Origin of the sequence: Pedobacter chinensis, from assembly GCF_003339865.1 — a bacterium.
GTDB lineage: Bacteria > Bacteroidota > Bacteroidia > Sphingobacteriales > Sphingobacteriaceae > Pedobacter > Pedobacter chinensis.
In genome coordinates this window covers 324511-349760 of the sequence record NZ_QPKV01000003.1, presented here as the reverse complement: position 1 = coordinate 349760, position 25250 = coordinate 324511, and the positions used below count along the sequence as shown (strand labels likewise).

Here is a 25250-nt window from a genome sequence, read left to right as displayed (position 1 = left end):
ATTTTTCAAACCACACAGGGGTATGAATAAACCGAGCTTGCGAGTTCTTGAACACATAATTAACAAACACTTGTGAAAAATCTGATAGCTTCATCACAATTAAAAACAAACCGAGTTTACGAGCTCATTGATACCACTGAAAAAACAATGAACGAAATATTAATAAATTTATACAGATGAAAATAAATTGCCTTATATTCTTCTTCCTATCCTTTTCTTTTGTTGCCATTGCTCAAATTAATCCTCAGCCGGGTAAAAAGCTCGTAGTAATCAGTTCGTACAATCAATATCTGGCCTCGATAAAAACCAATCCAAATAATGAATTACTGGAGATAAAAAAAGAAATTCCAAATATTAAGCTGGATATTCGCTATGCCACGAAGAATAATTTCATGCAGCAGGTAATGTACAAACAGGCAAGAGCTTTTGCCCGTAAACCTGTGATAGAATCATTAAAGAAAATCCAAAAGGAACTAAATAAAAAAGGTTACGGACTAAAAATTTTTGATGGCTACCGACCCTATGCAGTAACGGTTGAGTTTTACAAAAAAGCAAGCGATAAAAATTTTGTTGCTAACCCGGCAAAAGGGTCAAAACATAATCGCGGTTGCGCAGTAGATTTAACACTAATTTATCTTAAAACAGGAGAAGAAGTACCAATGCCAACTCCATACGATAGTTTTTCTGCAGCTGCAGCAGCGAAGTATGAACCGGTTACGGCAGAGGTTAGAAAAAACCGGGAATTCCTGATTGCCACAATGAAAAAGTATAACATGAATGTTTTGGAAAATGAGTGGTGGCACTTCGATTTTTCAGGTTGGCAGAATTATGATTTAATGGATATTCCCTTCGAAAAGCTATAGATTAGTTCATTGGTCAATAGTTCATTGGTGTGAAAGCAGGTTTTATATCAGCATAATCTATCGATATAAATACAAATCTAATCAGATGCTGAAACAACTTCAGGCATGACGAAATGGAGTTTCTATTAAACTATAAATGATGCGGTCTTCCGTATTGATCCGTTTTTACTCTGGCTTTATCATCTTTTACCGTTAAGCGAAAAATATAATCGTAATCATCATCGGTAAGCATTTCTTTTGGTCTTTTACCTCCAAAAGCCTCAATAATTTCTAAAACCGTATTGGAATGACCAGCAACGATCACCGTTTTTCCATTATAATTTTTCTTAATGGAATCCACTAATGATTTGGGGTCATTATAGTTGATCACTTTCTGAATAATCAGTGAATCTAAGGTTTGATGCGTTCTTTTATATGGAGTGCTGAATCCGGCATCAAATTTTACCTTCCTGAGATAGGTTGCCAGATCTCCTGCTCTGATTCTTCCTTCATCTGAAAGATCAGGATCTTTGTCGTCTGGATTTGATTTATCTTTTTCGGCATGTCTAACCACCCAAACTTCGGTGGTTTGAGCTAAAATTGCAGTGGAAAATAAAAAACTTAGTGAGATGAATAAAAATAGTCGTTTCATTTTATAAAGATTAAAAAAAATATCGGTTAAGGAAAGACTAATCCTCATGCGTTTTCGCAAAAGCTTTAATGTTCCCACCCAATGTCATCTGAGGGATAATTTATTTTCCTTCGCAGCTACTTCGTGGTCATGAAAATCAATATAATCAGGTTGAGATTTTTCAGGTATGTTCCCGCTGATGCCGCTGATCACGCAGATTAAAAATAAAGTCCGCGTGATTTTCTTAAATCTGCGGGATATTCTTTCACTTCAGTGGCAGGGATAATTCATTTTCCTTCGCAGCACTTCGTGGTCATGAAAATCAATATAAACGAGGTTGAGATTCTTCTGGTTTTTCCCGCTGATGCCGCAGATTACGCAGATTAAAAATAAAGTCCGCGTGATTTTCTTAAATCTGCGGGATATTCTTTCACTTCAGTGGCAGGGATAATTCATTTTCCTTCGCAGCACTTCGTGGTCATGAAAATTAATATAAACGAGGTTGAGATTTTTCAGGTATGTTCCCGCTGATGCCGCTGATCACGCAGCTTAAAAATAAAGTCCGCGTGATTTTCTTAAATCTGCGGGATATTCTTTCACTTCAGTGGCAGGGATAATTCATTTTCCTTCGCAGCACTTCGTGGTCATGAAAATTAATATAAACGAGGTTGAGATTCTTCTGGTGTTTCCCGCTGATGCCGCTGATCACGCAGATTAAAAATAAAGTCCGCGTGATTTTCTTAAATCTGCGGGATATTCTTTCACTTCAGTGGCAGGATAATCCATTTTCCTTGGCAGCTACTTCGTGGTCATAAAAATCAATATAAATCAGGTTGAGATTTTTCAGGTATGTTCCCGCTGATGCCGCAGATTACGCAGATTAAAAATAAAGCCCGCGTGATTTTCTTAAATCTGCGGGATATTATTTCACTTCAGTGGCAGGATAATCCATTTTCCTTGGCAGCTACTTCGTGGTCATAAAAATCAATATAAATCAGGTTGAGATTTTTCAGGTATGTTCCCGCTGATGCCGCTGATCACGCAGCTTAAAAATAAAGTCCGCGTGATTTTCTTATATCTGCGGGATATTATTTCTTTAAAAACTTTAGTTAAATCATGATTAACAATAAATTACAAAAAAACGTCAAATGATAGTATGGTCGAAGGGCAAATTCTTTTTTGTTTTCGATCATAGAAAGATCTTTACCTACGCTCAGACTGACAGCGATTGTTTTAACTTAATGACTTTGCCTGCGTGAGACGGGTATGGTCAACACCCAAACTGCCCAAAATATCAAGAAAAGCCATAGCGTAAATGGATAACTCTCTGAAGATTTGCGGGAAATTAATTTCCCATTTCTTAATCCACATCTCCAACAAAAAACCGGTACCGCTTTTATACGATACCGGTAATTAAATTTATTTTTATTAGTAGCCTGTATTTTGCCAGCCGCTTTTGTTATTTACATTATCTATTTCAGCTTGTGGCACCGGATATATGCTTCTAAATGAAGGAATGCCAGGGAAAACAGTTGGCATTTGCCCTGTTCTAACAATATCAAACCAGCGATCTGCTTCTAATGCCAATTCTAAACGTCGCTCTAAGTAAACCGCATTTCTAAATTCTGTTTGCGTGGTAAGCATTGCAGCGGTTTTAGTGCTAGCTGCTGCATTCGTGCGAACGGTATTTAGTGCCCTAAAAGCCTCTGTATTTCCATACGCAACTTCATTTAAAGCCTCGGCATACATCAATAAAACATCTGCACAACGAAGTACTGGAAAGTCGCCGCTAACCTCGGTGGAATTTGAAACAGGGCTATTGAATTTTCCCGGCCGGGCGCCGATTCCTGTTGGTGCAACCAGCGCTCTGCGATTATCTGTGGTTTCGAATATGGATTGTGGAATGGTAATCGTATTGGTATTGTTGTTGTTTCTGTAGCGGTTGTCTTGATTTACGGCTTCCTTTACCCCACCGTTTAAATATTGAACTGCAAAAATAATATCCTTGCTTGTTTTTAATCCGCTTGGAAAAGTTGTGGTTTGAGGAACTACAGAAAGCACGGTTCCCGCGTAAATTGCTGTTGCAATTGGTTGCAGGGTAGATACCACTAAATCATATCTTTTCTGGTAAAGATAAACTTTAGCTAACAATGCCGATGCCGCATAACTGGTTGCTCTTCCACGTTGTGCATCTGCCCAGGTAGCAGGTAGTTTTGTGGCCGCATCGGTTAAATCATTAATGATTTGCTGATATACCTGCGCTGAAGCTGTACGGGAATTTTGCCTGGCTTCATCCGTTTTTTGAACCGTTAACACCAAAGGAACATTGCCCCATAAGCGGGTTAAATTGAAGTAGCTTAAAGCACGGATAAATTTAGCCTGACCTATAATTTGATTTTTAATCGATTCTGTCATGTTGATAGCAGGAGCTCTATCCAGAATCATATTACTTCGGTAAATGGCTTTGTAATGTCCCTGCCATGAGCCTGCCAGGATATTGTTGGCAGAAGTTTCTGAAAATACTTCGATTGAGTTACGAACACCTGCCCCAGATCCCGGATCGTTATCTGTAACATTATCGCCGCGGATTTCACCCAAGGTAAGCAAGTTATTTCCATATAAACTATCGGTTTGCAAGGCGTCATAACAACTCACCAAACCACCTTGTAATCCTTTCTCATCAACATAAAAAGTGCTTTCTGTATATGAATCCAAAGGTTTTAAATCTAAAAACTTTTTGCAGGATGTGGCTGAAATGATTAAGCCACATGTTAATATTGGTATGATATATTTTTTCATCTGATTATGATTTTTTTAAGGTAATGGGCTTGCACAAGTCTTTTGGAATTGATGTGCAGTTTTCATTTCTTAATTTATAAAGTGATGTTTAAACCTATTGAAGTTGTTTTTGCTGTTGGATATACGCCATAATCTTCTCCATTTGTAGTAGCATCTGATCTGTTTGTAACTTCTGGATTATAACCCGTGTACTTAGTGAATGTGAATGGATTTTGCATGGAAACATATAGCCTTACCTTAGTTAAAGTTAATTTTTTAATCCACTCGGTAGGGAAAGTATAACCTAAAGCAATGTTACGGATACGTAAATAAGAGCCATCTTCAATGTGCCATGTAGATGTAGTTCCATTACTTCCTTTGGCTACGCGATTTGCCCTAACATCTTGTCCACTGCCCGGGTTGCTTTCTGAAACCCACCTGTCTAAAGAACTAATCATATTGTTCATATTACCTTCTTTATTGGCGAAGTATCTGCGGGAAAGATTAAGGATTTTGTTTCCATAAACACCTTGCAAAGCAACATTTAAATCAACTCCTTTATATTCTGCTGATGTAGCAAAACCATAAGTGAATTTTGGAAGATAGTTACCTACAATTTCACGATCTTTAGTTAAATCGATTATCCCATCTCCATCAACATCTTTAAATTTAAAATCACCGGGTTTTGAAGTATTTAAATCGTAGTTGCCTTGTGTATCGGTATAATGCGGATAAGCATTTACTTCTGCCTGATTTTTGAAAACGCCCAATACAACCGGTAAATAATACGATCCGATTGGTTCGCCAACCCGGGTTAAGAAATATGCATTCGCTACAGATCCTGTTCTGATAATATCAGCATTGCCTGGGCCTAATTCAACAACCTTATTAATGTTTTTTGAGAAGTTTGCGCTAGCCGTCCATTTTACACCGCCAAACTGTTGTTGCGTGCCTAAATTGATGTCTATACCCTTGTTGTTTACCTTGCCGATATTTTTCAGCTCTGTTGCGAAACCAGTGGTTAAAGGAACCGGAACGTTCAACAATAAGTCTGTGGTGTTGCTATTATAAGCATCTACAGATAAGGTTAACTGGTTGTTGAAAAATGCAGCATCGAAACCAATGTTTAGCTGTGCTGTTTTTTCCCACCTTAAATCGTCATTTGGTTGAGCGTAAGTTGCCGCACCGTTAACAACTCCCGGGGTACCGCCGCCAAAAACATAACCATAGCTTGTCATTGAACCTAAAGCGCCATAAGTTGGAATATTAAAATTACCCGTTAAACCATAACTTGCTCTTAGTTTTAAGTCAGAAATGGATGCAGAGCCTTTCAGGAAGTCTTCTTCTGATAATCTCCATCCAACAGATGTAGAAGGGAAATAACCCCATTTATTGTTCTTGCCAAATTTAGAAGAACCATCAGCCCTGACTGATCCGGTAAACAAATATTTTCCTTTATAGCTGTATTGAACCCTGGCAATTCCTGACGCCAATGCCCACTGAGATCTTGTTGAAGTACCGCTGGTTACTAAGCCGGCACTTAAATACTCAATCTGATCACTAATGTAGCCTCTGGTTGCTACGGCATAATTTCCGCTTAAATCATCTTTCTGAGTTGACCAGCCTAATAATGCACTGATGTTATGATCGCCGATGGTTTTGGTGTAGTTTAAGGTTTGTTCCAATAACCAGTTGGTTTCTTTTATTGTTCTTGAACTTCCCTGGGCATCTGATAATGGGTTGCCGGCAGTATTGGATAATGGAATAATTGATGGACGGAAAGTATCTTCAGTACTATTGAACATATCGACACCCAATTGGATTTTATATCTCAAATCTTTGATGATCTCTGCCTCAACAAAGGTACTTCCGGTTAATCTATTCGAACCTACATCATCTTTTTGGAGCATGGCTAAAGCAACAGGGTTCCATGCTTGTGTTTCGCCGTTGCCAGTTACTGTAGAGCCGTTTGGCAAAGTGGTTACCTGTCCCGGGCTCCAGGAGTTTTGTGCAAAGCTATAACTGCCATCGGCATTGTAAACGGGCCACAATGGAGAATAATGTAAAGCAGAGGCAACAATACCACCGGTATTTAATCCGTTTGAGTTTGGTGCATTATATGCGCCATTGGCATTAACTCTTTTTTCTTTAATTACCGAAGGCGTAATGTTTACACCGTACCTGAAAATGCCTTTATTTCCTTCTAAATTTAACCTGCCGCTATAACGTTTAAAACCACTATTTAAAATAATGCCATCCTGATCAAAATATTCCAATGATGCATAGTATTTCATTTTTTCACTCCCACCTGAAGCTGAAATAGAATGGTTTTGAATTTTAGCCGTTCTAAAAATTTCATCCTGCCAATCGGTATTGGTTAAGCCCTGCTGACCAGCCAGGTAAGGTAAAATTTCCGTAGGAATAACCGCACTCGTATTATTTCCTGAATTTACCAAACGTTGCGCATTGCTGTCATTAATGCTATAATTGATTGTTGGTAAACCTGTTGCAATGTTTCTTCTGTTAATGGCATCCATTGCATCAGCATAAGTGTTATTTCTGGATTCTATGGTCATCTGTGCATATTGGTAAGCATCCATCATGTCAATTTTATGTGCCAAACTTTGCCAACCGGTGTAACTGTTCACATTGATTAAAGCTGTGCCGCTTTTGCCCTGTTTGGTGGTGATCAATACCACACCGTTTGAGCCACGCGATCCGTAAATAGCTGCAGATGATGCATCTTTTAAAACCTCGATTGAGGCAATATCATTCGTGTTAATTGTATTGATGTTATCGTTCGAAATAGGAACCCCGTCAATTACATATAAAGGATTTGAACCTGCGGTAATTGTTCCAACACCACGAACTTTAATTGATAATGCACCTCCAGGAGTACCTGATCCCTGCGAAACCTGAACACCCGCCATTTTACCAACCATTGCTTCAGCTGCGTTGTTAATTGGTTGATTTTCGAGGTCAGAAGCTTTAATGCTGGCAATTGCTGTGGTGACATCTTTCTTTTTCTGACTACCATACCCAACTACTACAACATCAGTTAGTGAGGAAGCTGTTGGGTTAAGCTGGATAAGCAATGTGGCCTGTTCTCCGGCTTTAAGCATGTAATTCTCAATTGTTTTGGTTGTATAACCAATAAAGGAAGCACTAATGTGGTATGGCACTCCGGCAGATAGTCCTGTGATCTGGAACTTGCCTTCTGCATTAACCATAATCCCCTTCTTCTCATTGGTTTGGGCGTTAACCAATACAATGGAGGCTCCGAGTAAAGGTGCCCCGGTTTCATCTTTTACAATTCCTGTAATCTCTGATGTTTGAGCCCAGGCAGTTGCCGTAACTGAAAGCATCAGCAGGCAAATGAACAAGTGTTTTGTAAATTTTCTAAGCATAGTATAATAATTAATTTGTTTGTTTTAGGCAAAAGAATCCCTGTTCCCCTTTGTTGTGGGAGTTAAATTCATCATGATATATGTTTTTGTTTATTTTTTAATCAGATAGCCTTCTGCTATTTTTTCTTGTTTTAGTTTGTTTAGTTCGGTAATTTCAGCAAGTATTTTATTTATTGGTTGTTCTAGTTTTAATGTTCCTGTGAATGAAATTTCTGAAAGATCCTCAGCACTGTAAATTATTTTTGTTTTATAGTGTTGTTCCAATTTTGAAAACACTTCAACTAACGGTGCCTGAGTAAAGTTGAGCTCTATTTTGGTTTCTGCTTTTACAATTGCGGTATTTAGTATTTCAACCTTTAGTTCATTTTTAATTCTGTTAAACACCAGCGAATTTCCAGGCAAAAGAATTCGGCTAAATGACGATTTTTTTCCTACAGAGTCTATATCTCTTACCCAAACTTTCCCGGTATGCAACTGAACCTTAATTAACTTGTTTTTAGGATTTGCAATGATGGTAAATGATGTTCCTAAAGCAGTGGTAGAAACACCTTTCGCATATACAACAAAAGGATGCTGCTTATCTTTTGTAACCTGAAAATAACCTTTGCCCTCTAAATAGATTTCGCGTTTGCTTTTTACAAAAGGAATGGCATATCTTAACTCAGCACCCGGGTATATTTTAACTATTGACTGATCTGGAAGTGTGAGATCCTGAATCCTGTCTGTATAGTTTACAATAGACTTCCAGTTGATTTCATTTGGTTTTTCAATTTTTTGCGGAATGTTTTCAGCTATTGGATTTTGAGAAACGGGTTTTTGAGAAAGAAATAAGCCAATGGTAATCACCACCAAAATTGTGGCCGCGACCGCTGTTATTTTCAGCCAAAGGTGCTTATTCTTTTTACCTAAAGTTTTCTGTGTGATTGCCTCAAATATAGCCTCGCTTTTTTCGTAAGATAAAGGTTGATCTTCAGCATCATCCCATTCTTCTTTTCTAACAAGATGATCAGGCAGCTCATCGATTTCTCTCAAATAATTGTCCACCAAAAGTTTTTCTTCCGGCGTACATTTATTTTTGAAATATTTATCTAGCAACTGGTCTGAAACCTTCATATTAACTAATACGATTGAATTGATCAGAAACCCGTAACGGTTAAAAAATATTTTTCAATTTATTTTAGAAACCCTAAAAGAACGATCAATGCAGGGGCATAGGCGTAACCATTAAGTTGTTTAACAGCCAATGAAATATGCTTTTCTACTGTTCTTGGAGATATGGAAAGTTGTTCGGCAATCTCTTTATAGGAGTATCCATGAAGACGGCTTAAAACAAAAACCTGTTTTCTTGTTGGAGGTAAACAATTTAAAACAACTTCTAATTGTTGCTTTGCCTCGTAAAGCTCAGCCACCTCTTCAGAACTTTTTACCAATTCCTGATGATAAACCTTAAGGTTCCGTTCATCATTAAGAATCTTCTTAAAATAATCTAACAAAGTTGTTTTGGCAATTTTAAATAGCTGAACATCAAGAGGAAGTTCTTCTGTTAAAGTATGTTTGAAACGCCAGAGCTTAATAAATGCCAATTGTGTTAGTTCCTCGGCCTGGCTTTCGGATGCCGTTTTCTTGAAAAAATAGGCGTAAACTTTTCTATGCCATAGTTTGAAGACTATTTCAAAAGATATATGATCTCCCTCTCTGATATTTTGGATATAGTTCGACACTCTGATGGCTCAAAACTATTTGGTTAGTGTTAGCTTGAAATAAATATAGTGTTAATTTTATCAATTGCTATAATATTTTTCTTGCCCTGTATTGATATCTCAATCCAGTAAAGAGATTAGCCGGGCTATATCCTCATGTTGGTGCCAGCTACTTAAAATAATCCTGTTAATCGGATCGCTATTTTTTGTCGGGTATGGGAAAGATGAAATTAAAACCCGATTCCTTAAAAGATACTGGTCAATTTTTGGATCATTAATTAAAAATGCGGGGAATCCAGGTACAAACTTCCAGTCAGAACTTAAATTTTCACTGAACATTTCCATATTGGATAACAATTTTCGACGGGCGTTACCATAAATCTGTTCGCCATGAATAAAAGCAAATAAACCCGCTGCTGCAGAAGGTGATGCCCCAACAAACATATTGGTGTTTTTAAGTTGACTGATGATTTTTTTAGACCCCAGCACTAAACCTGCGTCTACACCCAATGCTTTTGCCATCGAGGCCACTACTACAACTTCAATATTTGATTTTTGTGGAAATGAAATCAATGCGCTCAACCCGTTGTTATTGATGCCAATCCCATGAGAATCGTCGATAATGAGCGTGATTTTTTTATCATGATCAATTTCATTTAGAAAACTAAAATCATAAATTTCGGGGAAAAGATTATTCATCGAATTGCTGATCAGAACCCAGTTTTTTAGCCCTGATGTATTTATCGTTTCAATGGTTTCTCTTTTCCAACCGGTAAAGGACGTGGTGGAAAAAGGCTCTTCGCTCAACCAGAGCGCCGGGTGTGTGGCAGGCGCATAAATTACTTCTCCAAATGGGGCTAACCCTTTAACTGTGAGTTGAGCAGCTAAATATCCGCTTGAAGTAATTAAAGCATCTTCAGCTAAGAATCTTTTTGCAGCAACTTGTTCTGCATCAGCGTAAATGCCTAACTGGATATTGTTGCTTCGACTAGTTCCATTGTTTAATCCGAATTTTTTAATCCCTTCAATGTATAAGTTAATGAAGTCTTGATTTTGCGGAATGCCCAGATAAGCTGTTCCGCCAAAGTACAGGTACGATTCGCCGTTAATGACGATTTCGTTTGAAAAAGGTTGATTGATCGATCTGAAATCGTTGTTCATTTATTAGTTATAGTTTCTGCCCAGTTCATCGTTTGCTGCACGAATAATCGATTTATTGCCATTATCATCATGATAAAACTCCCAAAACATAATTCCGTTGGCAACATCTTTAGCCAGTTTAGCTTTTTTCTTTGTGGTTAAGGTACCATTAAAATAATATTGAATCCCATCAATAGTGGCATAATCAAGCGTGATATCGGCATTTGCGGCTACAAAATCCCGGTAAGCTTTTGAAGCATTGGCCGAATTTTTTCCATATGCAGGAATTCCCAGTACCGCTCTTTCTTTTGGCATACCACGGGTTCCAATCCAGTAATTTAAACTGGCAACAGCCATATTATAAGAAGCGTGTTGAATCGGTTCATCCTTATCCCAACCAATGCCATCGTAAACCATAATATTAAAGAAATCTACCGAGGGGAAAACTTCCGTTTTTAAACCATCGCGAATGCTGCCCGCATAAACACCAGGCGTGATCGCTGCACTTAAAAACTTATTGTACTTATGAAGTGAATCTGAAAGCTCTTTCATTAATAACACATAATTATCTGCAGATCCATCAGCAGTACTTGGGTATTCCCAATCCATATCCACTCCATCTAAATTGTTGGTTCTGGCAAAACTGAGCACGTTTTTAACAAACAATTTTCTTGCCGATGCCGAGGCTGCCATTTCTATAAAAATACTTCTTGTACCTGAAACTGAAATACCTGTTTTTACACCGTTTGCCCTTGCTTTTTGCATTACTGTAGTAAATCTTGATGGTTGTTCAAGGGTAGCTAATGAGCCATCAATATTTGGGTTTAAAAATGCATAAAACAGATGGGTAATCATTTTATATTTTGCATCGGCAACGCCATTCGGATCACGATAACTTGGAAAATAGGCAATAACCTTGAAACTGTTATCCGGAACATAAGGTTTTGGTGGGTTAACAGGGTTTACCGGTGCGGGTGGTTCAATTACACCCGTTTTTTTACATGATGAGATTCCGAGCAATACGATGATACTCAGCAAAAAGTAGATTTTTTTCATAGGATTAGAGATTGGCTGAACTTACATATTACGGTGTTTTAGGTTTAGATATTTGTTTTTGAAAGAATTCGAATTGTTGTTTGATTGATTTTTTCCAATAGGCTGCGTTGTGTGCGCCCGGCTGTGAAATGTAAGTTGCCTGAATTTTTAAGCTGTCACATTTCTGTTTTAACTTGTTGTTTGATTGATAGAAAAAATCATCTGCACCACAATCAAAAATGATTTCTTTATTGGTTCCGGCCAGCTTGTCAATATTGCCGGCTACAGCATATTTATCCCAAATTTCACTGTCTTTTGCGGGATTTCCCAACAATGCTGAAGCACCATATTTGCCATAAGCATCACGCAGATTTATACCACCACTGGTGCTGCCAGCACTTTTAAACATTTCAGGATGTTTTAAAAACAACCACAAAGCACCGTGTCCACCCATACTTAAACCTGTAATAAACACATGATTTGAATCAATTGGATAATCAGTTTTCATTTTTGGCAGCAACTCATCAAAAAAGAAACTTTCATATTGGTTTTGAGGCATAACCGGGCTGTTCAAATACCAGCTGTCAAACAATCCATCAGGACAAATTAAAACATAACCATATTCATCAGCATATTTTTGGGCATCCATGATATTATTCCATTGTTTATAATTTCCACTCCATCCATGTAGCAAAATAACCGCTGGAAATTTTTGTCCATTACTGATTTTTTTTGGTGTAAAAACCCAGGTAGTATCAGGCTTTGGCAGATTTTTAGATTGAAAAACGATTTGTTTCTGTCCAAATGCAGAAAAACAAATCAATGAAACCAGGCTTAAAAGAAATATTTTCATTTTAGAAATTATCATGTATATAAGTCATAATTCTTACCATTTCGGCCCTTACCTCTGCCGTAGGCTTAACAAAATTATTATTCATAAAAGAATAAATATAGGTTTTGCCTTTTTTAGTGAGCACATAACCACTTTGATTATGAACCCCGCCCAATGATCCGGTTTTGCCGTACACAAAAGGCTGATCCGTTTTGGGATAGGCATTTTTTAAAGTGCCGCTTTTTCCTCCCGCAGGAAACATATCAAAAAGTTTTTCTCTGTTGTTAACCAAGTGATAAATCGAATCAAGCAGGTATACATTATCTCTGGGTGTAAATAAATTCTGACGGGATAAACCTGAACCATCTGCCCACTTCACTTTATCGGGTAAAAATGAAAGATGGTTTTTGCTAATGTACTGAATGGCTTTTGTTGTGCTTAATGTGTCACCAATCTGATTGGAACAAACCAGCAACAGGTGTTCGGCAATAAAGTTATCGCTAGGTAGCATCATGTGCTTTAAAACAGAATCACGTTTAGCACCCAAAAGTGTTTTGGCATTTGATGGAATTTTCATTTTTACAATGCCAATGGTTTTATGAAGGGTATCGGATAACACTTCAATAGTTGTTTGCGTACTTGTTTTGTAAGGATTTTGCTGATTGTAGCCCGGTTTTACCGCAACTGCCGGATAATGAAAATGGTTAGTTAAAAAATCTCTCGTTACCTGGAAACCTCCTGTTGTTTTGCTCGAATCCACTTCAAAACAATGAGCAAAAATTTTCGGCTCAATGTTAATTTTATCTGGTGTTAAGTAAGTGGAGGTTACCATATTATCCATAATCGGCATTTCCGTTATTTCAGGTTGATAATAGTAATCATAATCATCCCAACTCCAGCCATCGCCAAAAAATGACCCCGAATATCTTCCTGGGGCAAAAAATAATTTCTTGTCAGATGCCTGAAGAAAATTGTAAGCCGTTTTATCTTTAACCCCAAACTGTAAAAATGATGGATCGCCTGTTCCCCAGAAAATCAAAGAATCGTTTCTTTCTATGTATTTCAATGCCGGCATTTGCTCGGGCAACATTTTTAAACTGGCGAAAAAAGTATAGATTTTTGTATTTGATGCCGGAGTGAAATATTTATCAGCATCTTTTTGAAAAATCATTGTCTTGTTTTCCATATTGTAAAGCGCAAAACCTACCTGATACTGCTTAATAACCGACGAATTTTTAAATTCTTTAGCTACTTTTTTAGCAATCATTTTATTTGATGAACAACCGGAAAGCGCTAACATCGTGATCATGAAGCATGTAAGAAAAGTATGATGAATTTTGTAACGGAACATGTTATGGATTTAGAAAATGATAATTGCCAACTAATTTATTAAATTTAATTTAATGTTGACCAAATATGAACCTGTTATCCTTTTCTCCATTCGCAAATTGGCTATTTGTGCAGGGCTGTTTTTAATGTGTCTACATTCATTTGCGCAAGAGTTTACGTTTTCAGGTAAAAAACAAAGGCAGTCGATTCAATTTAGATGTATTAAGAATCTGATCATTATTCCGGTATATGTAAATGATAAAGGCCCGTATGATTTTGTTTTAGATACAGGTGTAGGTCCTATGATCATTACAGAACCATCAATTATAGATACCTTGAATTTTAATCTGATGAGAAAAATCAGACTTTCAGGGCTCGGGTTAGAAACGGTTGATGCTTATGTATCGCAAAATGTAGAGGCCAGAATAGGCAGAGCAAAAATCAAACACATCCCCACAGCCATTCTTAAGGAAGATTTGTTCAATTTGTCAGGACATTTAGGGGTTAAAATTTATGGATTAATAGGTTATAGCTTTTTTAATAGCTTTATTGTAGATATTCGCTATAGTGAGAACAGAATAATATTTAGTGATCTGGATAGTCATGTGAAATATCGCGGAAGTAAAGTTCCCATTACTATAGAAAATTTAAAACCTTATGTAGATGTCGAGGTAGAAATACCTGATAGCGGGAAGATCAGCACCCGGTTTCTGATGGATACTGGTGCGAGTCATGCCTTATCAATGGAAATGTTGAATGGTGCTGCTTTTCCACTTCCTGAAAAAAGAATAAAAGCCAATTTGGGCATGAGTTTAAGTGGGCAAATAAAAGGTTATGTAGGGCGAGTAAAAACCTTTCATCTGGGAAAATATGCTTTTAGCGATGTTGTAGCCGGCTTCCCGGATTTTGAGTCGATTTCCAAAAAAATAGATTTATCGTTTCGTAATGGAAACCTCGGCGCTGAAATACTCCGCAAGTTTGATGTGCAGTTTAACTATCAGGAAAAATTCATGTATCTGAAACCCAACAATTTTGCAAAAGTTCCCTTTCAGCATGATATGGTTGGGATGGTGGTTTATCTGGATCAGGATCAATATAAACGTGTGATAATTGGAGAAATTGATGAAGGATCTCCTGCTGAAAAAGCGGGTTTATGTCCAAACGATCAAATTATTGGTGTGAATTTTAAATCAATTGATGCCTATTCATTAAATGATTTAACGGAGATGTTTAAATCCAAAGCTGATCGGGTAGTTATATTTGAGGTTTTTAGAGATAACCAGGTACTTTTTAAAGTGGTAAGGCTCGAAAAAAGAATTTAATCTGTTGGTGATTTTATGGTTACAAAATGTTTATAAAGTAACAAGCCTATAACTTCGGGCTCTTATTATCACAATAACACTATAAACATATAAATGAAGAAACAAGTTAAGGTACTTGCATTGGCAGGTATTGTGGTGCTTGGTTTAGCTGGAGCGAATTCAGCACATGCACAAAAAAAGCCAAAAAAGGGATCAACTACCCCAACAGCGCCGGCAGCAGCTCCTGCGGCAGCCCCAAAAAAAGAAGGAATCAAACCTTTTTCTGAAGTGATAACGGCAAAAGCCAGAACTACAAACGGACTGTTTAAAACCCATAAGGTTGATGATAAATGGTACTTTGAGATTCCGGATTCGATTATCAACCGCGAAATGCTTGTGGTTACGCGTTTGGCTAAAGCGCCGGTAGGCATTAAAGTTGGTAACCAACAGTACGGCGGAGAAGAGTTAAACGAACAAGTTTGGGTATGGGAACGCAGAGGTAAACAAATTTATATCCGTGTACCCAGTTATGCTACAAAAGCAGATCCCAATAGCGATATGTACGAATCTGTACAAAATTCTAATCTGGCACAAATTTTAGCCGGTTTTGAAATTAAGGCCTATAATAAAGATACAACAGGTGTGGTAATTGATGTTACCGATTTTTACAATGGTGATATCATGGCGATTGGTGCTACCGATCAAATCCGAAAAACCTATAAGGTAACCGTGTATGATGCGACCCGTTCTTACATTGATACGGTTAAAACTTTTCCATTAAATATTGAGGTTAAAACCGCCAAAACTTATCGTTCAGCAGAGTCGCCAACCGATAATAGCAATGGTGCGGTAACCTTTGAGTTCAACACCTCTATGTTGTTGTTGCCAAAAATTCCGGTAAAGGCCAGAATTATGGATAACAGGGTTGGTTTCTTTGGTCAATCGCAAATTGATTATGGAACCGATGCGCAAAAAGCAGAACGCACTGCTTATATCCATCGTTGGAATTTGGTTCCTAAAGATACCAATGCATACAAAAATGGCGAATTGGTTGAGCCGGTAAAACCTATTGTTATTTACATCGATCCCGCCACGCCTAAAAAATGGGTTCCATATTTAATTCAGGGCATTAACGACTGGCAGGTGGCTTTTGAAGCAGCTGGCTTCAAAAACGCAATTATGGGTAAGCAGGCCCCAACTCCTCAGGAAGATCCTGAGTTCAGTGTAGAAGATTCAAGATATTCGGTAGTACGCTATTTTGCTTCTGATATCGCGAACGCATACGGACCACATGTGAGCGACCCTCGTACTGGTCAAATTTTAGAAACCCACATTGGCTGGTATCATAACGTGATGAACTTATTGCGTAACTGGTATTTTGTGCAAACTGCGGCAATAAATCCTGAAGTTCGTAAAGCTAAATTCACTGATGCCCAAATGGGCGAGTTGATTCGCTTCGTTTCTTCTCACGAGATTGGGCATACTTTAGGTTTACCACACAATTTTGGCTCCAGCTATGCCTATCCCGTTGATTCATTGCGCTCAAAAACCTTTACCGATCAGCATGGAACGGCACCTTCAATTATGGATTATGCCCGTTTTAACTACATTGCTCAACCGGGTGATGGCGTTACAAAACTGCATCCTCAAATTGGCGAATACGATAAATGGGCAATTAAATGGGGTTATTCATGGATTCCGGGTGACAAAACGGCCGAACAGGAAAAAGAAGTTTTAAACCAGTGGACTTTAAAAAATGCAGGAAACCCATTGTATTTTTACGGACGCCAGGGCACAACCTTAGATCCGCGTTTACAAAGTGAAGATTTAGGCGATAACGCCATGAAGGCCAGTACTTATGGCATTGCAAATTTAAAACGCATTTTACCAAATGTAGAAAAATGGACTTACCAAAAAGGAAAAGATTACAGTGATTTAAAAGAAATTTATACTGAAATTGTAGGTCAATTTAACCGTTACATGGGGCATGTTACCACGAATATAGGTGGAATGAGCGAAAATTTTAAAACCTACGATCAAACCGGACCTGTTTATACTTATTTGCCTAAAGCAAAACAAAAAGAAGCAATCGCATTCTTCAATCAGCAATTGTTTACTACCCCACTTTGGTTAATCAGCAATGATCAGTTAAATAAATTTGATAATGGTGTGTTGTTAAATCGAATCAAGGCTGTTCAGGCAAATACACTGATTAACATTCTATCAGCTCCCCGAATCGCTCGTTTACTGGATAACGAAACTAAAAATGGTTCGGCAAAAGCCTATACTTTACCCGAATTATTCACAGATCTTAAACAATCAGTTTTCGCGGTAGGCAGAGCAGATGCTTTCAAACGTAACTTACAAAGGGCTTATGTTGATCGTTTATCTGATTTAATGACCAAAGAAAACGAACTTCCGGTAGGGTTTCCGGTTGAGGCTGCTGCAAACTATGGCTTAACGCCAGTGAATGTTAACTTATCTGATATTCGCCCGTTGGTAAGAGCAGAATTGAAAACTTTACTGGCAACAACTAAAGCCCGTTCAGTTGCAGGTGATGCCATTACAAAAGCACATTATGAAGATTTGAATATTAGAATCAAAAATATTTTAGATCCAAAGAAATAGACGAGGTATTGAAAAGTTTTAAAGTTGTAATGTTTAAATGTTGCTGGGCATATCGTTCAAAGGTTTTAATGTTACAACAATTTAACAACCTTCCAACAGCCCAATAAAAAACGGAGTAAGCCTTTAATTGGTTTACTCCATTTTTTTTAATTTTATCTCAAATCATAAACCCATGTTTAAAAAACTATTTCTTTATCTGTTTATCACAACTTCTGCCTCCTATGGTTATGCCCAACAAGCTGACTCAATAACCGTTGTGAAAGCGAAATGGCAAAAAACAAAAATTGCCAGGCAGGTAAAGCTTTTCCGTTATCATTTTAATCACGAAAATCTTTTCGCAGCAAATGAGAATATTTCTTTTCTTGAGGTAAACAATACAGGAAGAAAAGCAGTTTTTGCATTAGGTGCAGAAGAAAAGGAACTGATCACAACAAGTGATTTTGGCCTGAGAGATACTGCAATAGCTGCTTTAAATGGTAATTTCTTTGATGTTAAAAATGGAGGATCTGTAGATTTTGTTCGCGTTGACGGGAAGATAATCAATACCAACAGGCTGGAGAAAAATGGAGAGCGGGCAAGGCATCAGCAAGCAGCTGTTGTAATTGAGGATGGAAAAATTGCTATAAAAAAATGGGATGGAACGCCAGATTGGGAAACAAAATTGACTGAACAGAGCGTTATGCTGAATGGTCCGCTGTTAACCTATCATCATGCTGATGAACTATTAGATACGACAGCTTTTACCCGTTCACGTCATCCCCGTACTTGTTTAGGCATCAAGCCAAACGGGAAAGTAATTTTATTAACTGTCGATGGAAGAAATGATCAATCTGCGGGAATGAGTTTAATTGAACTCACTAAGCTAATGAAATGGTTGGGCTGTACAAGTGCCATCAATTTTGATGGCGGTGGTTCTACAACATTATGGGTAAACGGAATGCCCGATGGCGGAGTGATTAATTATCCAACAGATAATAAAAAGTGGGATCATGAAGGGCAGCGCAAAGTAGCCAATGTGGTTCTGGTTAAAAAGAAATAATTATTTTAGCCCAAATGATTAAAAATACGATACAATTCTTTTTTTTAATGCTGATGCTTTCGGCGTGTAACTCAAGGTCGAAAACAAATGATGCCACATTAAGGGATTTTACTTTTGCGCCTGTAAAGGGCATCCGTTACGAGGAGGTAAAACGTCGCTTTAGTGATAACCTGTCATTTAATAAGCAAGGCTTTATGCAAAAACCATCATGGATTATTGAGGTTGCCGCAGAAGACACCATGATGGCCTGGAGTCCTCAAAAACAGATCATGCAAAAATTTTATCTGCAATACGATCATGGTAATGTTTACAATTTCGCCGAAGAGTTTTTTAAGGTAAAACACATCAGCAAAGATAGCTTGGTTTTTCAACGCATACAGGTTGATGGAAAAGTGATTGCCGATGATATCCGTTCGGATGTAAACATGACTTTTTATACGCAGAATTACATCAAAAACAAGCTGAAAACTACTGCTGAAATTTTACAAAGGCCATCAAAGGCCGATACTTTGTTTATCAAAAGAAGATCAGATGAGGTTAATCGGTCTGCAACTGCCGCATTTGCCGCAACCGAACCCGTTCAGTTTATTCCGAAGAGTAAAATTGTAACGGTTAAGAAGTTTAGTACAGTGGATAAATTGCAGAAACGTACTTCTGCTTACGATTATATTTTTCCTCAATACAGAATTGAAATTGACAGGGCCTATAAAGACTTCGCCTATGAGTGCCTGGCCGTAGTTGATTATACCGGAACGATGAGAATTTTATCGGTAAATGGAGTACTTCCAGATGCTGCTGAAGGAAAAAAAAGAATGATGCAGGGCGTTGCAGATATTTACATCAGAAACCTGTTCAATGTGATTCCCGGAACTACCTTAGGAATTCCGCATAATAGTGAAATAACGGTTATGATAGTTGGCAGGGCAATTAAAAAGCCTTAATAATCTGCTGTTTACAAAATTTTAACGTTAAAAAAATGTTAAAATTTATTTTGATTTTAAAAATTAAAACTTACCTTGCAGACTTAATTTTAATATTTAATACAATGCAAGAAGGCACAGTAAAATTCTTCAATGTAACTAAAGGTTTTGGCTTTATCATCCCTGCGAATGGCGATAGCGAAATTTTTGTTCATTCAACAGGTCTTATCGACGAAATCCGTGAAAACGACAAAGTACAGTACGAAGTTGCTAACGGTAAAAAAGGCTTAAATGCCGTTAATGTGAAAGTAATTTAATTTATTATCATATTTACAAAGAGGGCTGCTTTCTGGTGATGGCAGCCTTTTTTTGTTTTATTTTTTGGAGGATTTCCTTCTTGCTGATTATTGTAATTTATTTTTTTTGTGATGACGAATTACTTTATTATTCCAGGTTTGGGCAATTCCGGAGCAAAACATTGACAAACGCATTTCGAAAAATCTTCAGGTAATTTCCTGCGCATTGACCAACAAGAGTGGGATGAGCCTGCTAGCGAGGATTGGATTGAAATCATTGATAAAATAATTTTTGAATATGATTTATCTACCGTATTCTTAATTGGGCACAGTTAGGCTGTTCAGCAATTGCCAATTGGACGAAACAGTATCAAAAGCAAATTAAAGGCGCCTTATTGGTTGCACCAAGCGATTTAGAAGCACCCCAATACACTTTTTCTACAGTGGGTTTTGATCATGTTCCTTTAGCTAAAATAAATTTTAAGACCCTGGTTGTTGCCAGTTCGAATGATGAATGGGTAACGTTGGAAAGAGCTCGGTTTTTTGCCGATAACTGGGGAAGTGAATTTATCAATATTGGCAATGCTGGTCACATCAATGCGGCATCTGGTTATAGCGAATGGCCGGCAGGACCGGAAATTTTGAAAACACTGGGGTAAGTTTTTGTCTCCCGCAGATTTCGCTGAAAACGCAGATTTAAAACCAGCAGGAGAAAAATCTTTATTTATGCGTTGTTTTCTTCCTCATTAAATGGTCGAGAAAAACCAACCCGATTACCAAATCTGCAAACAAGAAACAGTAAACAGTTGTTGGTGTAATGTATTTATCCCAATTGAAATTTACATTCAGATCTAAATCAAAGTTTGACAATTGAAGATTGGATTTGTAAAGCACATAACCGAACATAGCCATTAAAGAAATCACGAAAAAGCCACCGATAGTATAAATTATATTTTTATTTACCTTGGTTTTTAGAGTAGTTGGTGCTGGTTCTAATGCCACGCTTTCCATCACATTTCTGGTAAAAGACATCGAAGGTTCATCGAGCTCCATTTCTTCAAAAGCCAAATTTAAATTCAGCAATTCCTCATACCTGATTTTAATTTCAGCATCAGCATTAATTTTTTCTTCGATGGCTTTTGCCTGGGTTGCATCTAAATTTCCATCAATGTAATCCCAAAGCTGTTGTTCTATTGTATTCATAGTAACTCCTTTACTTCATCTTTTAACAAAAATTGTAATTTCTCTTTAAGCCTTTGCCTGGCCCTGTGCAGTTTTACTTTTATGGTGTTGGGCTCCATATTTAACGTGTCGCCAATTTCTTCCAAACTTTGTTCACCCTGATAAAATAAGGTTATAATTGCTGCATCATCTGGCATAAGTAAGTGAATAGCCTGGTTTAAAAACTTATGGCTGTCTTGCCTTTCATATCCATTGGCATTAAAAATTGAAGTGTGATTTTCTAACTGCACAAACGTTTCTTCATCATTAATGGAAGAAGTATCCAATCGCTTTTTGCGTAAGAAAGTCATGGCCGTTGTATAGGTAATCGTATAAAGCCAGGTGCTGAATTTTGCCGTTTGCTTGAAAGTTCCTAAAGCTTTGTAAGCTTTTACAAAACAATCCTGTGCAATTTCTTCAGCATCTTCCCTGTTTTTTGCAAATCTTAAAGCAAGCGTAAATACAAATCGCTGATGGCGTTTTACCAGCAAAGCATATTGAGCGGAATCTCCGTTCAATACATTTTGGATCAACTCTAAATCTGTAAGTTTTTGCTCCATACTTACCTCTAAGACTACATTAAAGATAGCGAGGTTACAGGTAAAGCAGAATTGTTTTTTTGCGCGTTTCCACTTGTGTGGGAAAACGTGGGAAAAGGAGGCATTTCGTCAACATGAAGATACCATCCTTCCCACGTTGGTGGAACCCAATGTCATTATTTAAGAAGAAAACTAAATATATTCCACTCTGAACATAGTGAAGAATCTTGAAATAGTCCTCGTTTGAAATGAGGATGATAGATCCTGGGAAAATGGTTTCCTGCCTAATGAAGCTAATGCGATGCTAAAAACTTTAGACCAGCAATGGAACCAATTAATGTGCAGATAAAAAAGATTCGCCAAAAAGTAGCGGGTTCGTTAAAATATACAATTCCAATAATTACAGTTCCTACAGCACCAATGCCAGTCCAAACCGCATAGGCTGTACCCATTGGCAAAGTTTGAGCGGCCTTGTTCAATAATATAAAGCTTAGTGAAATGCAAACGAAAAATGCAGCGCTCCATTTTATGTTCGAAAAATTATCAGATAATTTAAGGCAAGTGGTAAAGCCCACTTCGAAAAGGCCGGCAATAATTAAAATAATCCAGTTCATATAAAAAAATTTTTATGCAAAGGTATTGCCTAGAAATGGCCTTTCATAAGAGCGGTGCTGAAATAAATTTACTTTGTATCTTTCCGCTTCGCTACAGGTCAGCAAAACGAAATGGTTAAACCAAGGGTGCTAAAAACAAGGGTGCTATTTCAAATATTAAGTTGAAACCAGATCAATAATTTTTTTCGGTATGAGTGTAACCTGATTAAAAAGTGTGTTGTCATAACACACAGAACACGGTTCAATAAAGAATAGAATTTTAACAATAAAAAATTATAATCATGGTAGGCATATTAGTTCCAATCTCACTTTTTTTAGGCGCATTCGCAATGATATTTGGAATCCGCTATTTAGCTAACAAAGAAAAAATGGCAATGATTGAACGGGGAATTGATCCGGGAATACATAAAGCAACACCGAAGCCATTTGTCAGTTTAAAATTCGGCTTGCTTTTAATGGGCTTGGGAATCGGTTTACTGGTAGCATTATTTACAGTAAGAGGGGTTTTTGGCAGCAATTTAACACACGAAGAAGAATCTCAAACCGTTGCCGTTTATTTTGGTTGTTTGGGCGTATTCGGCGGTTTAGGTTTAATCATTTCTTACTTAATTGAGAAAAAATGGTTAGATCAGGAATCCTCAAATAATTAATATAGCCCAATAGCTGAAAAGTCCTGTTTCGTGAAAAAAACAGGACTTTTTTTATTGCGGCTTGTTTATAATAGCTACCGTTAATCTGCTGATGCAGTTCATTTTTCCACGGTCGTTATAAATTTTAATATCCCAGATGTGAGTTTTAGCACCAATATGGATCGGTGTGCAAATTCCTTTTACCAGGCCGCTTTTTACCGGGCGTAAATGGTTGGCATTTACTTCCAACCCCACTGCAACGTATTTATCAGGGTCAATACACATGTAAGAAGCAATACTTCCTAATGTTTCAGCAAGCACAACAGATGCACCACCATGCAAAATCCCGGCAGGTTGATGAGTACGTTCATCAACGGGCATGGTACCAACGATATAATCATCGCCAATTTCAGTAAACTGAATATCCAATAAACCACCGATATGATTTTTAGGGCGGCTATTCAAATCATCAACAGAAAAATTTTTAAACCACATAATAACGTTCTTTTAGCACACCAACGTGATGAATAATATGCCCGGCAATGATAAATAAAATAGATTTTACATTTATTTCTCTTTCACACGCAATTCCTTTTCTATTTAATTCTTCTTCATTTAAGCTTTTAAAAAAATAAAGGTTCGCTTTACGCAGCACAGAAAATTCCTCAATCATATCTTCGTAGTTCCGTTCATTAAAACGGGCATTGGCAACGTAATCATCTTCCTCAAAACCTGGTAAATGTTGTTTTTCATTTCTGGCGAAACTGGTCATGCGGTAAACAAAAATACGTTCAGAATCAATGAGATGCCCCAGCATTTCTTTTAAAGTCCATTTTCCTTCTGCATAAGCAAAGTTTTCTTTTTCTTTATTCGATTCGAAAAGCACGGGAACACTGAAAACCTGATCTTCCAGGATTTCAAATATTTCTCCATCAACTTTGCTGATGTAAGTTTCGCCCCAGGCAGGATATTCATTAGGCTGTGGTCGGTTCATATCTTAAACTGCTTTTTAAAATGATTCTGAATGTTGTTCCTTTGCCAAGTTCTGAATCTTTTACAAAAATTTCTCCGCTATGGTAATTTTCAACAATACGCTTGGTTAGCGATAAACCCAGGCCCCAGCCACGTTTACGGGTGGTGTATCCAGGCTGAAAAACGGCATCAAACTTGGAGCGTGGAATGCCTTTTCCACTATCGGTAACATCAATAAAAACCTGCTCTTTTGCTAAATTCTCAATAATGTTGATGGATATAGATCCTTCATTCTCGATAGCATTAGCAGCATTTTTCAATAAATTTTCGATTACCCAATCAAACAGAGGAATATTAAGCATTGCCCTCACTTGTTCATCACCTGAAATACTGAACTTAACTTTATCTGATGTCCGGACTTTAAAATACCGGATAAAATCACTGATCACGATGTAAACGGTATGATCTTCCAAAATGGGTTTTGAACCAATTTTTGAGAAACGATCGGTAATGATTTCCAGTCGTTTAATATCATTTTCCATTTCGGCAATCAAAGGGTCGTCTTCGGCATCGAATTTGGATTTCATAAGTTCGACCCAGGCCATAAGAGATGATATTGGCGTGCCCAGCTGGTGTGCCGTTTCTTTTGCCAAACCAACCCAAACATGATCTTGCTCATCCCTTCTTGCAGAACTAAATGCGGCATAAGCCGTTAAAAGGAAAAGGAAAATCACGCCCATCTGGATATATGGAAAATAACGGAGCTGTGTTAAAATAAATGAGTCTTTATAATAGGCCAGTTTCTCCTGTCCCATAATATTCATCGTGGCAGGCTTGTGCTGCCTTTTCATTTTTGATAACTCTCTTACAAAATAAAGGCTGTCATACACCTGTTTATCATTGTCGGGATAAAAAGTTTTCGTGCTGTCCAGGCCAATAGATGATAAAATTGTTCCATCCTCATTAACCACAATAACAGGCATTTTAGTGTTCTCCCGAACATCTTCCACAACACTTCTGAAGTTATCATTATCGTACAATAGCATTGAACGTTCTGTGATTTTTACCCATAGCTGAAACTGGTTAGCCTCCTCACGTTCCATTTTTTTTACGAAAGAATCGGTGTAAAACACTGAGGCAATGCCGATTAAGATGGCAAAAATGAGAAGGAAAAACTTCCAGCGGCGTTTCTTTTGATAAGGGTTCATGCTTTAGGTAGGCAAATTACAATAACAAAACGAAAAAAACATAAAACCATTATGGTTTTTCAAAAATCATAATAGCTTCATCACTGATGAAAACAGTATAAAAACATATCTTTGTAGCGTCTTGCGTTTTGCGCATAGCGATAAGCGTTTCAAACGCCTCACGCCTTATGCCAATCGCTCAACAAACCT

General features: G+C 37.5%; 22 protein-coding genes and 1 pseudogene. 8 read left to right on the top strand and 15 right to left on the bottom strand.

What is annotated here, in order from left to right; all coding sequences use genetic code 11:
- Window positions 1-176: 176 nt before the first annotated feature.
- On the top strand, window positions 177-863 hold the full coding sequence (locus tag DU508_RS06855) for a M15 family metallopeptidase (RefSeq protein WP_115402099.1): 687 nt from the start codon (window positions 177-179) through the stop codon (window positions 861-863).
- A gap of 130 nt (window positions 864-993) precedes the next feature.
- Here the strand turns inward: DU508_RS06855 and DU508_RS06850 are convergent, their stop codons facing one another.
- From DU508_RS06850 to DU508_RS06810, 9 genes are all read right to left on the bottom strand, one after another.
- On the bottom strand, window positions 994-1494 hold the full coding sequence (locus DU508_RS06850; RefSeq protein WP_158542134.1) for a SixA phosphatase family protein: 501 nt from the start codon (window positions 1492-1494) through the stop codon (window positions 994-996).
- Window positions 1495-2901: 1407 nt separating this feature from the next.
- Window positions 2902-4272 (bottom strand): RagB/SusD family nutrient uptake outer membrane protein, encoded by a 1371-nt coding sequence (locus DU508_RS06845; protein WP_115402097.1) that lies wholly within the window; start codon window positions 4270-4272, stop codon window positions 2902-2904.
- A gap of 74 nt (window positions 4273-4346) precedes the next feature.
- Window positions 4347-7658 (bottom strand): SusC/RagA family TonB-linked outer membrane protein, encoded by a 3312-nt coding sequence (locus DU508_RS06840; RefSeq protein ID WP_115402096.1) that lies wholly within the window; start codon window positions 7656-7658, stop codon window positions 4347-4349.
- A gap of 90 nt (window positions 7659-7748) precedes the next feature.
- Window positions 7749-8771 (bottom strand): FecR family protein, encoded by a 1023-nt coding sequence (locus DU508_RS06835; protein ID WP_115402095.1) that lies wholly within the window; start codon window positions 8769-8771, stop codon window positions 7749-7751.
- 59 nt (window positions 8772-8830) lie between these two features.
- Window positions 8831-9379, bottom strand: coding sequence for an RNA polymerase sigma factor (locus tag DU508_RS06830; RefSeq protein ID WP_158542133.1), 549 nt, complete (start codon window positions 9377-9379; stop codon window positions 8831-8833).
- A gap of 99 nt (window positions 9380-9478) precedes the next feature.
- The gene (locus tag DU508_RS06825) at window positions 9479-10519 is read right to left on the bottom strand and encodes an aminotransferase class I/II-fold pyridoxal phosphate-dependent enzyme (protein WP_115402093.1); all 1041 of its coding nucleotides are present in this window, start codon (window positions 10517-10519) and stop codon (window positions 9479-9481) included.
- Window positions 10520-10522: 3 nt separating this feature from the next.
- Window positions 10523-11554, bottom strand: coding sequence for a glycosyl hydrolase family 18 protein (locus DU508_RS06820; RefSeq protein ID WP_115402092.1), 1032 nt, complete (start codon window positions 11552-11554; stop codon window positions 10523-10525).
- Between the two features lie 28 nt (window positions 11555-11582).
- On the bottom strand, window positions 11583-12386 hold the full coding sequence (locus DU508_RS06815) for an alpha/beta hydrolase (RefSeq protein ID WP_158542132.1): 804 nt from the start codon (window positions 12384-12386) through the stop codon (window positions 11583-11585).
- Window position 12387: 1 nt separating this feature from the next.
- A complete protein-coding gene (locus tag DU508_RS06810) occupies window positions 12388-13632 on the bottom strand; it encodes a D-alanyl-D-alanine carboxypeptidase (RefSeq protein ID WP_233509406.1) in 1245 nt (414 codons plus the stop codon).
- A 136-nt stretch (window positions 13633-13768) separates the two neighbouring features.
- Between DU508_RS06810 and DU508_RS06805 the strand changes: the two genes are divergently transcribed.
- From DU508_RS06805 to DU508_RS06775, 6 genes and pseudogenes are all read left to right on the top strand, one after another.
- Window positions 13769-15016: an aspartyl protease family protein gene (locus tag DU508_RS06805; RefSeq protein ID WP_115402089.1), complete on the top strand. Its 1248-nt coding sequence runs from the start codon at window positions 13769-13771 to the stop codon at window positions 15014-15016.
- 93 nt (window positions 15017-15109) lie between these two features.
- Window positions 15110-17623, top strand: coding sequence for a zinc-dependent metalloprotease (locus DU508_RS06800; RefSeq protein WP_115402088.1), 2514 nt, complete (start codon window positions 15110-15112; stop codon window positions 17621-17623).
- 172 nt (window positions 17624-17795) lie between these two features.
- On the top strand, window positions 17796-18662 hold the full coding sequence (locus DU508_RS06795; RefSeq protein ID WP_115402087.1) for a phosphodiester glycosidase family protein: 867 nt from the start codon (window positions 17796-17798) through the stop codon (window positions 18660-18662).
- Window positions 18663-18676: 14 nt separating this feature from the next.
- Window positions 18677-19603, top strand: coding sequence for a hypothetical protein (locus tag DU508_RS06790; RefSeq protein ID WP_115402086.1), 927 nt, complete (start codon window positions 18677-18679; stop codon window positions 19601-19603).
- Window positions 19604-19707: 104 nt separating this feature from the next.
- Complete coding sequence (locus DU508_RS06785) at window positions 19708-19899, top strand: cold-shock protein (protein ID WP_010599196.1); 192 nt, start codon at window positions 19708-19710, stop codon at window positions 19897-19899.
- A gap of 198 nt (window positions 19900-20097) precedes the next feature.
- A pseudogene (locus tag DU508_RS06775) lies at window positions 20098-20537 on the top strand (RBBP9/YdeN family alpha/beta hydrolase).
- Between the two features lie 61 nt (window positions 20538-20598).
- Here DU508_RS06775 and DU508_RS06770 read toward each other — a convergent pair.
- The 3 genes from DU508_RS06770 to DU508_RS06760 all read right to left on the bottom strand — a co-directional run bounded on the left by DU508_RS06770 (window position 20599) and on the right by DU508_RS06760 (window position 22252).
- Complete coding sequence (locus DU508_RS06770) at window positions 20599-21081, bottom strand: anti-sigma factor family protein (RefSeq protein WP_115402084.1); 483 nt, start codon at window positions 21079-21081, stop codon at window positions 20599-20601.
- Window positions 21078-21659, bottom strand: coding sequence for an RNA polymerase sigma factor (locus DU508_RS06765; RefSeq protein WP_115402083.1), 582 nt, complete (start codon window positions 21657-21659; stop codon window positions 21078-21080). Before DU508_RS06765 ends, DU508_RS06770 begins: the two co-directional genes overlap by 4 nt.
- Window positions 21660-21931: 272 nt before the next feature.
- Window positions 21932-22252, bottom strand: coding sequence for a DMT family transporter (locus tag DU508_RS06760; RefSeq protein ID WP_115402082.1), 321 nt, complete (start codon window positions 22250-22252; stop codon window positions 21932-21934).
- 281 nt (window positions 22253-22533) lie between these two features.
- Here DU508_RS06760 and DU508_RS06755 point away from each other — a divergent pair, with 281 nt between their 5' ends.
- A complete protein-coding gene (locus tag DU508_RS06755; RefSeq protein WP_115402081.1) occupies window positions 22534-22902 on the top strand; it encodes a DUF6249 domain-containing protein in 369 nt (122 codons plus the stop codon).
- Between the two features lie 51 nt (window positions 22903-22953).
- On the opposite strand, the gene DU508_RS06750 is transcribed toward DU508_RS06755, so the two are convergent.
- The 3 genes from DU508_RS06750 to DU508_RS06740 are packed head-to-tail and all read right to left on the bottom strand — an operon-like array spanning window position 22954 to window position 25061.
- Complete coding sequence (locus DU508_RS06750) at window positions 22954-23376, bottom strand: hotdog fold thioesterase (RefSeq protein WP_115402080.1); 423 nt, start codon at window positions 23374-23376, stop codon at window positions 22954-22956.
- Window positions 23366-23875, bottom strand: a complete 510-nt coding sequence (locus tag DU508_RS06745) for a DinB family protein (RefSeq protein WP_115402079.1) — start codon at window positions 23873-23875, stop codon at window positions 23366-23368. The genes DU508_RS06750 and DU508_RS06745 overlap by 11 nt, the downstream gene beginning before the upstream one ends.
- Window positions 23856-25061 carry a sensor histidine kinase gene (locus tag DU508_RS06740; protein WP_115402078.1) on the bottom strand — a complete coding sequence of 402 codons (1206 nt, stop codon included), beginning with the start codon at window positions 25059-25061 and terminating at the stop codon, window positions 23856-23858. Before DU508_RS06740 ends, DU508_RS06745 begins: the two co-directional genes overlap by 20 nt.
- Between the last annotated feature and the right edge of the window lie 189 nt (window positions 25062-25250).